Origin of the sequence: Rhodosalinus sp. FB01 (assembly GCF_041365715.1) — a bacterium.
In the GTDB taxonomy this organism is placed as follows: Bacteria; Pseudomonadota; Alphaproteobacteria; order Rhodobacterales; family Rhodobacteraceae; genus Rhodosalinus.
This window is the reverse complement of the sequence record NZ_JBGFSH010000105.1, coordinates 1-339: the sequence shown is the minus strand read 5'-3', so window position 1 is coordinate 339 and position 339 is coordinate 1. Positions and strand designations below refer to the sequence as shown.

At 72.0% G+C, this 339-nt stretch carries 1 protein-coding gene; it reads right to left on the bottom strand.

Annotation, left to right across the window (positions count from 1 at the left end):
• Positions 1 to 201 (bottom strand): DUF2460 domain-containing protein (locus tag AB6A65_RS16800; protein ID WP_371039520.1); only part of this gene is annotated, 201 nt, incomplete at its 3' end.
• Positions 202 to 339 lie beyond the last annotated feature (138 nt).

Genomic DNA, 339 nt, shown 5'->3' with positions numbered 1-339 from the left:
TTCGAAGAAGGCGACGACGGCCGCCAGATCGTCTGCGCGGCGGATGCCGTAGGCGACATCGTAGCGGCGGCGCGAGTTGGCCCAGCTGGCGTTGCGCTCCTCGTCGCCCGAGGCGAGCTCGACGATTTGCGTGCGCCGCTCGGGCCCGCCCCGCGCGCCGCGGCTGACGTTGTCGGGAAACCGGACCTCGTGAAACGCCATCACATGCCCCTCCGCCCGAGTGACACGGCACGGGCGATGTCCGCCGCGACCTGCGTGCGCGACTGCCGGAAGCTCTCGGCGTCGCGGGCCATGATGGTGACATTGACCCCGCCGCCCGCGCCGTAGCTCTGGGCCTCG